The sequence below is a fragment of the Streptomyces palmae genome (assembly GCF_004684805.1).
Classification (GTDB): Bacteria; Actinomycetota; Actinomycetes; order Streptomycetales; family Streptomycetaceae; genus Streptomyces; species Streptomyces palmae.
Map to the genome: position 1 here is coordinate 1 of NZ_SRID01000281.1, position 9,333 is coordinate 9,333.

Consider the following 9,333-nt stretch of genomic DNA (forward strand, 5'->3'; position numbering starts at 1 on the left):
ACCCGCCCGCCGTGCGGGGAGCGGGCACGGCGGGCGGGTCGTCCGGTGCGGCGGCGGCCGGCACTGGAGGCCCTGCGAGGGCGCCTGGCGCCGTGCGGGGAGCGGGCACGGCGGGCGGGTCCACCGGAGGCGGCGGCGGAGGCTGGGAGCCGGGGAGCTCGGGTGCCGTGGCGGCCCCGGTCACGGCGGTGTCGGCGAGCTTCGGCTTCGGCTCCGACTCCGGCTCGGTCTCCGGCGAGTGCGCGTTGGGCTCGGTCACCAGCTGACCCCTTCCGGCAGGTCGGCGTCGGTCACCGTCCACCACGGCAGCACCCGGTAGACGGTCCTGGTGTCGAGCTTCTCCTTGTTCCAGGGCGGCGGGGTGACCGGTGTGGACGCGACCCGCACCTGTATCCGGCGCACGGTGCCGCCACCCTCCTCGGTGCCGATGCGCAGCATCACGATCCGCCGCAGATACTGCCCGAAGAGCACTCCGCGCCGGCCGATCGGCTGGTCCTGGACGTCGTGCGAGCCCTGGTAGAAGTCCCAGGCCCGGCGGAGTTCGTTCTGCTGGCTGTGGCTGGGCAGCAGGTTGTGCCGGATGGCCGCGCCGTCCTCGGCGGTCAGGTCCCGCCACGGAGTGGCCCCGTTGCCCCCGTCCGGCCGGTGGACCTCTGCCCGCACCTGGACCGCGACATTCTGCTGGAGCGGATTGGGAGCGAAGAGCTTCCAGTTCTGCTCGAACTCCGGATAGATGTAGTCGTCGACGGTCTTTCCGTGGTTCTTGCTGATCGTGTTGGACGGAGCGACATGCAGGAAGACCATGGCCAGATGTACGGCGGCGAACACCGCCACCGCCGCCGCGGCCACCGCGACGACCAGCTGGGCAGGTAGCGACAGGCCGGTCACCCCGCCCGTCCTCTGCTGTTCCGGCTCCATCCCCGCCCCGATTCCCCGTGGCGCTGCCGCGGCGCTTCTCCCGCGGACCCGACGCACCCCGTCCCGGCACGGTACCCAGGCCGGCCCGCCCGGCACAGGGCCCTCTGGGTTATCCACAGGGTTGACACCCTACGTTCCCTCGCCCCACCATTGAACCGAACGATCGGTCGGTAGGGTCGGCCGGCAGGCAGCGAGGGCTAGGGGGCCTGGGAATGACCACCATGGCGGCGGACGCGGGCGCGTATGAGGCGGTGTTCGACGCCGCCCTGGCCGCAGACGAGCGCATCGAGCCGCGCGACTGGATGCCGGACGAGTACCGCACCTCACTCATCCGGCAGATCGCGCAGCACGCCCACTCCGAGATCATCGGCATACAGCCGGAGGCCAACTGGATCACCCGCGCCCCTTCCCTGCGGCGCAAGGCGATCCTGATGGCCAAGGTGCAGGACGAGGCGGGCCACGGCCTGTACCTCTACAGCGCCGTGGAGACGCTCGGCGCCCGCCGCGAGGATCTGCTGGACAAGCTCCACACCGGCCGCCAGAAGTACTCCTCGATCTTCAACTACCCCACTCTCACCTGGGCCGACGTGGGCGCCATCGGCTGGCTGGTGGACGGCGCGGCGATCACCAACCAGGTGCCGCTGTGCCGCTGCTCCTACGGGCCGTACGCCCGCGCCATGGTGCGGATCTGCAAGGAGGAGTCCTTCCACCAGCGGCAGGGCTACGAGCTGCTGCTGGCCCTCAGCCGGGGCACCGAGGCCCAGCGCGCGATGGCCCAGGACGCGGTGGACCGCTGGTGGTGGCCGTCGCTGATGATGTTCGGTCCGCCCGACGACGAGTCGGCGCACTCCGCGCAGTCCATGGCGTGGAAGATCAAGCGCCACTCCAACGACGAGCTGCGCCAGCGCTTCGTGGACATCTGCGTCCCGCAGGCGGAGAGCCTGGGCCTCACCCTGCCCGACCCCGAGCTCCGGTGGAACGAGGAGCGGGGCCACTACGACTTCGGGCCGATCGACTGGGCCGAGTTCCGCGAGGTTCTGCGGGGCAACGGCCCGTGCAACGCCCAGCGGATCTCCCAGCGCCGCCGGGCCCATGAGGAAGGCGCCTGGGTGCGCGAAGCTGCCGCGGCCTACGCGGCGAAGCACGGAGAGGCACGGTCATGAGCACGGACGCCAACGGGAGCGACTGGCCCCTGTGGGAGGTGTTCGTCCGCAGCAGGCGCGGGCTGAGCCACACCCACGCCGGAAGCCTGCACGCCCCGGACGCCCAGATGGCCCTGCGGAACGCCCGCGATCTGTACACCCGCCGTTCGGAGGGTGTGTCGATATGGGTGGTGCCGTCGGCGTCCGTCACCGCCTCCTCGCCGGACGAGAAGGACCCGTTCTTCGAGCCGTCCGCCGACAAGCCCTACCGGCACCCGACCTTCTACGACATCCCCGAGGGGGTGCGTCACCTGTGAGCGCAGCGATCGCGCTGGGCGACGACGCCCTGGTGCTCTCCCAGCGGTTGGGGGAGTGGGCCGGCCACGCCCCGGTGCTGGAGGAGGAGGTCGCGCTCGCCAACATCGCGCTGGACCTGCTCGGCCAGGCCCGGGTACTGCTCTCCATGGCCGGGGACGAGGACGAGCTGGCCTACCTCCGCGAGGAGCGGGCGTTCCGCAATCTGCAGCTCGTGGAGCAGCCGAACGGCGACTTCGCCCAGACCATCGCCCGCCAGCTCTACTTCTCCACCTACCAGGAGCTGCTGTACGAGCAGCTGGCGGACGGGGACAGCGAGTTCGCACCGCTCGCCGCCAAGGCGCTCAAGGAGGTCGTGTACCACCGCGACCACGCCGAACACTGGACGCTGCGGCTCGGCGACGGCACGGCGCACAGCCGGGAGCGGATGCAGCTCGGGCTGAACACCCTCTGGCGGTACACCGGTGAGCTGTTCGAGCCGATCGAGGGCTGCCCGGCCGACTGGACCCTCCTGCGCAGCCGCTGGCAGGCCCGTATCGGATCGATCCTGGAGCGTGCCACGCTCGCCCTGCCCGAGGGGGCGCGGCACACCGCCTGGGCGGCGGGCGGCGGCCGGCAGGGCGTCCACACCGAGCCCTTCGGCCGCATGCTGGCCGAGATGCAGCATCTGCACCGCAGCCATCCGGGGGCGACATGGTGACGGCCACTCCGCTGGAGGCGGAGCTGATGGAGTTGGCGGGCGCGGTGCCCGACCCGGAGATGCCGATGGTCTCGCTCGCCGAGCTGGGCGTGCTGCGCGGGGTCCACCTGGTGGGGCCCGGCCGGGTCCAGGTCGAGCTGACACCGACCTACACCGGCTGCCCGGCGATCGAGACGATGTCCTCCGACATCGAGCAGGTGCTGCACGAGCGGGGCATAGCGGAGGTGGAGGTCCGCACGGTGCTCTCACCTCCCTGGAGCACCGACGCCATCACCGCCGAGGGCCGGCGCAAGCTCGCCGAAGCCGGTATCGCCCCGCCCCGGGACATGGGCGGACCGGTGCCGGTCACCCTCGCCATCCGCTGCCCGCACTGCGGCTCCACCGAGACCACGCTGCTCAGCCGGTTCTCCTCCACCGCCTGCAAGGCGCTGCGCAGGTGCGATTCCTGCCGCGAACCGTTCGACCACTTCAAGGAGTTGTGATGGCCCGCCCGTCGCCCGCCGCGGTCCACCACGCCTTCCACCCCCTGCGGGTGGCGGCAGTCGACCGCCTCACCGACGACTCGGTCGCCGTCACCTTCGCCGTGCCGCCCGAGCTGCGTGAGACCTTCCACTTCACGCCCGGCCAGCACATCGCGGTGCGCCGGATGGTGGACGGCACCGAGGTGCGGCGCACCTACTCGATCTGCACCCCGGCACCGCCCGGAGAGGCCGGTCCCGCGTCGTTCAGGGTCGGGGTGCGGCTGGTGGAGGGCGGCGCGTTCTCCACCTACGCCCACAAGGAGCTCGTCGCCGGGGACACGGTGGAGGTGATGCCGCCGACCGGGCGCTTCACGCTGGAGCCCCGGGGAGGCCGCTTCGCCGCCATCGTCGGCGGCAGCGGGATCACCCCGGTGCTGTCCATCGCCGCGACCCTGCTGGAGCGCCGGCCCGATGCCCGTTTCTGCCTGATACGCAGCGACCGAAGCGCGGCCTCCACGATGTTCCTGGAGGAGGTGGCCGACCTCAAGGACCGCTGGCCCGAGCGGTTTCAGCTGGTCAGCGCGCTCTCCCGGGAGGAACAGCAGGCCGGTCTGGTCTCCGGGAGGCTGGACGAGGAGCGGCTCACCGCCCTGCTCCCCGCCCTGCTGCCGGTGGACTCGCTGGACGGCTGGTTCCTGTGCGGACCGTACGGCCTGGTGCAGGGCGCCGAGCGAGCGCTGCGCGGGCTGGGCGTGCCCCGCAACCGCGTCCACCAGGAGATCTTCCACGTGGACGACGGCGCCTCCCCCGCCCCGGCCCGGGCGGACGCCCCGGCGCACAGCACGGTGACCGCGACCCTGCACGGACGCTCCGGCAACTGGCCGGTTCAGGATGGCGAATCGCTGCTGGAGACGGTGCTGCGCAACCGGGCCGACGCCCCGTACGCCTGCAAGGGCGGCGTGTGCGGCACCTGCCGGGCCTTCCTGGTCTCCGGCGAGGTGCGGATGGACCGGAACTTCGCGCTGGAGGCGGACGAGCTCGACGCCGGCTATGTGCTGGCCTGCCAGTCCCACCCGCTCGGCGAGGAGGTCGAGCTGGACTTCGACCGCTGAGCCGGCAACCACCGGCCGGCGGGGCGCCGGCACCACGGAGCCTCCGGCATACGGAGGCGCCGGCGCCAGAAGGCCGCCGACTCCCAGGCACCCGGTGGCCCCAGCCTCGATCCGGGGCCACCGGTTTACCGACCGCCGAGTTCCCGGAGCGGCCGAGCCCCCGAACCGTGGGGTTCCCGGTCCATGGGGCCCCTTGGCCACCGACTCCCCGGTCCGCAGGGTTCCCGAAGCCGCCACGCTCCCATACTGCCGAGTCTCCGGACCATGGGGTCTCGGGACCACCGAGCCCCAGAGCCGCCCGGTTGCCGGACCGCCGGCCTCCCGAAGCCGCCGGGTTCGCGAAGCCATCGAGCCCCCGGAGCCGCCCGGTTGCCGGGCGCAGGGTGGACCGTGTCCAGCCGTTCCCTTCTTCTAGAACCTGTTCTATCTTGACGACCCGTCAGACAGGCAGGTGCGCGCGGAGGGACGGCGACCGTGGACTTCACCTTCACCGAAGAGCAGCAGGCGGCCGAGGAAGCGGCACGAGCCGTCTTCTCCGGAGTCCGGCCGGACCAGGTGCCCAGCCCGGCGCTCACATCCCGCCCGGTGGCCGATGACATCGACCGCCCGTTGTGGCGGACCCTGGCCGGCGCCGATCTGCTCGGGCTGACCTTGGACGAGCGGTACGGCGGGGCGGGGCTCGACCCCATCGCTCTGTGCCTGGTGCTGTGCGAGGCGGGCAAGGTACTCGCCCGGGTGCCGCTGCTGGAGACCAGCGCGGCCGGTCTGACCGTGCAGACCCACGGCGATCCGGCCCTGCGCGAGACCCTGCTGCCCCGCATCGCCCGCGGCGAGGCGGTGCTGACCGTCGCCGCCAGCGGCCGTACCGGGCACGAGGGCGCCGAACGGGCCGTCCGAGCCCGGCGCCAGGCGGACGGCGGCTGGATCCTCGACGGCGTACAGACCGCCGTGCCCTGGGCGCAGAGCGCGGACGGCGTGCTGCTGCCCGCCCAGACCGAGGACGGGCACACCGTGCTGGCCTTGGTGGACCGGGTGCGGTCGGGCGTGGCACTGGACGACCAGGTGTCCACCAGCGGCGAGCGCCTGGCCGAGCTGCGGCTGGACGGTGTGCGGGCCGAGCACCAGGAGGTGATCACCGCGGACGGCGCCTGGGAGGCGCTGCGTCGGCTCCTCACCACCGGAACCTGCGCCATCGCCCTCGGCCTCGCCTGCCGGGTACTGGAGTTGACCGGCTCGTACACCAGCAAGCGTGAGCAGTTCGGTCATCCGCTCGCCACCTTCCAGGCGGTGGCGATGCAGGCCGCCGACCGTTTTATCGACCAGCGGGCCATGGCGGCCACACTGTGGCAGGCGGCCTGGCGGCTCAGCGCCACGGGCCAGGCCGCGACGGCCCACAGCGGGGCCCTGCCGGTGGACGCGGACATCGCCGTGGCCAAGATCTGGGCAGCGGAGGGAGTGCGCCGCACCGTGCAGACGGCTCAGCACCTGCACGGTGGTTTCGGCGCGGCCACCGACTACCCGCTGCACCGCTACCACGCCTGGGCCAAGCAACTGGAGCTCTCCCTGGGCTGCGCCGCCGCGCACGAGGAAGCACTCGGCGAACTCCTGGCCGCACACCCGCTGGCCTGACCAGGCACGCCAGGGCAGCGGCGGCGACGGGATGGCCCTCTGCGCAGGGAGATCTGAGGTCCTCTCAGAAGGCGTCTCCGGAAGCCCAGAAGAGGTCCTGGCACATCCTCAGAGGTCCGCCCCCGAGGCAGGCGGCCGACGAGCCGCACAAGAGGTTGCCAGACCCTCGAAAGGGGCCCGGGGACCCGGAAGCGGCCCGAGGGCCGGGTGGGCCGGCGGTCGGCGGTCGGCGGCGAGACGACCGGCGGCCGGCGGCAGCCGCCCCGGGGAGGGCGGCTCAGAGCACGAAGGCCTGGGCCTCGGGCTGACCGACCATCGGGCGGCCGGCGGCGTCCCAGGCGCGCATGCCGCCGCCCACGTTCACCGCGTCCAGACCCTGCTGGATCAGGTACTGGGCGACCTGCGCGGAACGACCACCGCTGCGGCACACCACATGCACCCGTCGGCCGTCGGCGGCCGCCTCGGTCAGCTCACCGAACCGGGCCACGACCTGCCCCATCGGGATATGCAGCGCGCCTTCGGCGTGCCCGGCCGCCCACTCGTCGTCCTCCCGGACATCGAGCAGCAGCGCGTCGGACGGCACCACGGCGGCATCCACCTCGGGAAGCGGGCCACTTTGCATGGAAACAAACCTCTCGTGTAGCGGGTCCGGCCGCCGCGTCCCGGAACCGGGATGGCGGCCCTGGCCCCAGGAAACCTAGTTCAACAGCTCCGCCAGGCGGGTCTCCTTCTCCGCCACCTGGGCGAGAAGCTGCTCGGCGATCTCCTCGAGCAGCCCGTCCGGATCGTCGGGCGCCATCTTGAGCATGGCGCCTATCGCACTCGACTCCAGCTCGGCGGCCATCGCGGCGAGCAGTTCCTTGCGCTCGGCCAGCCACTCCAACCGGGCGTAGAGCTCATCGCTGCGGCCGGCACGGCGCTCGGGAGATCGGGGGCCGGCCGCCCACTCGTCGGCCAGCTCCCGCAGCGCGGCCTCGTCCCCGGCCGCGTACGCCGCGTTGACCCGGACGATGAACTCGCCGCGCCGCGCACGCTCTGCCTCGTCCGCCGCCAGATCCGGATGCGCGTTGCGGGCCAGCTCCCGGTAGAGCCGCCGGGCCTCCTCGCTCGGGCGCACCCGGGGCGGCGGTTGCACCGGGCGCTCGGTGAGCATCGCCGCCGCCTCAGGGGAGAGGCCCTCGGAGTCGACCCAGCCGAAGAACAGCTCCTCGACCTCGGGCATCGGCATCACCAGGCCCCGGGCCTCGCGGGCCCGGCGGACATCCTCGGGGTCGCCGCTCCGCGCCGCGACCGCCTCGGCGATCTGCGCGTCGAGCTCATCCAGCCGCGAGTACATCGGACCGAGCCGCTGGTGGTGCAGCCGGGAGAAGTTCTCCACCTCGACCCGGAAGGTCTCCACCGCGATCTCGAACTCGATCAGCGCCTGCTCGGCGGCCCGCACGGCCTGCTCCAGCCGCCGGGTACCAGCCGCCTCCGCATCGGGCAGCGGCTCCGCTTCCGCGGCCGACGGCTCTGTCTGCTGCGCTTCCGGGTTCGTCACCCGACCAGCCTACGTGGCACCGTCGGCGGTACATGCCGCTCGCCGCCGCTCGCCAGGCCGCGCCGGGCTTCGCCAGCCCAAGATCGCCCGGTTGGCACCGAACAGGCGGTTCGGACGCCGAGTCCGGCGGCTCTCCGGCCGGCTCGGACCGCCGCGCCCAGGCCCCCTGCCGGGGTGGCGCACGCTCTCGCCACTACTGCCGGAAGCGCTCCGGGCAGCCGCCGCCGTCCGGGAGGTAGGTCTCCGCCCAGCGGCCGAGTTCCCTGAGCGAGGGCTCCATCGCGTGCCCCGCCTCGGTCAGCCGGTAGCTCACCCGCAGCGGCGGCCCGGCCTCCACCTCGCGCAGCACGAGCCCGCTGCTGCCCAGCTCCGCCAGCCGGTCGGAGAGCATGCGCTCGCTGATGCCGGGGATCGCTCGGCGCAGGTCCGCGAAGTACGCGGGCTGGTCGAGCAGGACCGAGACGATCACCCCGGTCCACCGCTTCCCGAACAGCTCGAAGACGCGGGTCATGCGTTCGTCAGCCCGTTTGCACGACTGCTCGCTGTGTTCGTCCCGTGCCGCCATACACCCAGGGTACTGTGCCGACGTAGGGGGCTGCGAAAAAGTAAGCCCCTGTGCTATCAATAGCTACGTACGGAAAACCGGCTCACCGAGCCCACTTACCGATCACGGAGTCATGCCATGGCCACGCTGCTGCACCTCGACTCGTCCCTGTCCCCCCTCGAGGGCTCCGCCTCGCGTGCCGTCACCGCGGCCTTCCGCGCGGAGTGGGAGGCCCAGCACCCGAACGGGACGGTGGTGTACCGGGACCTCGCGGCCGACCCGCTGCCGCACCTGGACGGGCCCGCCGCGGTCGCCGGCTTCGTCAACCCCGCCGACCACACCGAGGAGCAGCGGGCCGCCTTCGCCCTTCGCGAGGAGCTCACCTCGGAGCTGGAGCAGGCCGACGCGGTGCTCATCGGCGCTCCGATGTACAACTTCACGATCGCGTCCACGCTGAAGGCATGGCTGGACCACGTCATCGTGATGGGCCGCACCTCCGGCGCCGAGCAGACGACGGTCTCCGGCAAGCCGACCGTCGTCGTCGCCAGCCGGGGCGGCGGCTACGGCCCGGGCACCCCGCGCGAGAGCTTCGAGTTCGTCACCACCTACCTGGGCAAGGCGCTGGGTGAGGGGCTCGGCCTGGACGTGCGGTTCATCGTTCCCGAGCTCACCCTGGCCCGGTCCAACCCGGCGATGGCCGGCCTGATCGACCTGGCCGACGCGTCGAAGGCGAAGGCCCACGAGGACGCCGTGGCCGCGGCGAAGGAGCTCGCCGGCCGCTTCGACGTCTGAGACACCCGAGATATCCCGGACGCCCGAGACGCCTGAGACGCCCGAGGCACTCGACACACTGGCCCCGACCGTCGCCCCCACCGGTGACGGTCGGGGCCAGTGCGTCAGGAACCAGCCATGTCCCGCCCGGCCCGGGGCCCCGCCTTCCGGCCTCCGACGCCCCCTCGCGGTCCGCTCCCC

The 9,333-nt window shown here is 72.6% G+C and carries 11 protein-coding genes and 1 pseudogene; 7 read left to right on the plus strand and 5 right to left on the minus strand.

Going from position 1 to position 9,333, the window contains the following annotated elements; translation table 11 throughout:
• Positions 1–259 (minus strand): annotated as a pseudogene (locus E4099_RS33720) (RNA polymerase subunit sigma-70); the annotation flags it as partial.
• Positions 256–888 carry a DUF5819 family protein gene (locus E4099_RS23800; RefSeq protein ID WP_342451939.1) on the minus strand — a complete coding sequence of 211 codons (633 nt, stop codon included), beginning with the start codon at positions 886–888 and terminating at the stop codon, positions 256–258. The gene E4099_RS23800 and the pseudogene E4099_RS33720, both read right to left, overlap by 4 nt.
• A gap of 242 nt (positions 889–1,130) precedes the next feature.
• Between E4099_RS23800 and paaA the strand changes: the two genes are divergently transcribed.
• From paaA to E4099_RS23830, 6 genes are all read left to right on the plus strand, one after another.
• The gene (gene paaA / locus E4099_RS23805) at positions 1,131–2,081 is read left to right on the plus strand and encodes a 1,2-phenylacetyl-CoA epoxidase subunit PaaA (RefSeq protein WP_135341164.1); all 951 of its coding nucleotides are present in this window, start codon (positions 1,131–1,133) and stop codon (positions 2,079–2,081) included.
• Complete coding sequence (gene paaB / locus E4099_RS23810) at positions 2,078–2,377, plus strand: 1,2-phenylacetyl-CoA epoxidase subunit PaaB (RefSeq protein ID WP_135341165.1); 300 nt, start codon at positions 2,078–2,080, stop codon at positions 2,375–2,377. The genes paaA and paaB overlap by 4 nt, the downstream gene beginning before the upstream one ends.
• Positions 2,374–3,075: a 1,2-phenylacetyl-CoA epoxidase subunit PaaC gene (gene paaC / locus E4099_RS23815; RefSeq protein ID WP_135341166.1), complete on the plus strand. Its 702-nt coding sequence runs from the start codon at positions 2,374–2,376 to the stop codon at positions 3,073–3,075. Before paaB ends, paaC begins: the two co-directional genes overlap by 4 nt.
• Positions 3,069–3,557 (plus strand): 1,2-phenylacetyl-CoA epoxidase subunit PaaD, encoded by a 489-nt coding sequence (gene paaD, locus E4099_RS23820; RefSeq protein ID WP_135341167.1) that lies wholly within the window; start codon positions 3,069–3,071, stop codon positions 3,555–3,557. The genes paaC and paaD overlap by 7 nt, the downstream gene beginning before the upstream one ends.
• Complete coding sequence (locus E4099_RS23825; RefSeq protein ID WP_135341168.1) at positions 3,557–4,648, plus strand: 2Fe-2S iron-sulfur cluster-binding protein; 1,092 nt, start codon at positions 3,557–3,559, stop codon at positions 4,646–4,648. The genes paaD and E4099_RS23825 overlap by 1 nt, the downstream gene beginning before the upstream one ends.
• 474 nt (positions 4,649–5,122) lie before the next feature.
• On the plus strand, positions 5,123–6,277 hold the full coding sequence (locus E4099_RS23830) for an acyl-CoA dehydrogenase family protein (RefSeq protein WP_135341169.1): 1,155 nt from the start codon (positions 5,123–5,125) through the stop codon (positions 6,275–6,277).
• A gap of 277 nt (positions 6,278–6,554) precedes the next feature.
• Here E4099_RS23830 and E4099_RS23835 read toward each other — a convergent pair whose 3' ends face one another.
• The 3 genes from E4099_RS23835 to E4099_RS23845 form a co-directional block, all read right to left on the minus strand.
• Positions 6,555–6,899, minus strand: a complete 345-nt coding sequence (locus E4099_RS23835; protein ID WP_135341170.1) for a rhodanese-like domain-containing protein — start codon at positions 6,897–6,899, stop codon at positions 6,555–6,557.
• A gap of 75 nt (positions 6,900–6,974) precedes the next feature.
• Positions 6,975–7,817 carry a hypothetical protein gene (locus tag E4099_RS23840; protein WP_386388636.1) on the minus strand — a complete coding sequence of 281 codons (843 nt, stop codon included), beginning with the start codon at positions 7,815–7,817 and terminating at the stop codon, positions 6,975–6,977.
• Positions 7,818–8,010: 193 nt separating this feature from the next.
• Positions 8,011–8,382: a winged helix-turn-helix transcriptional regulator gene (locus tag E4099_RS23845; protein ID WP_135341171.1), complete on the minus strand. Its 372-nt coding sequence runs from the start codon at positions 8,380–8,382 to the stop codon at positions 8,011–8,013.
• Positions 8,383–8,499: 117 nt separating this feature from the next.
• Between E4099_RS23845 and E4099_RS23850 the strand changes: the two genes are divergently transcribed.
• Complete coding sequence (locus E4099_RS23850; protein WP_135341172.1) at positions 8,500–9,153, plus strand: FMN-dependent NADH-azoreductase; 654 nt, start codon at positions 8,500–8,502, stop codon at positions 9,151–9,153.
• The last annotated feature ends 180 nt before the right edge of the window (positions 9,154–9,333 follow it).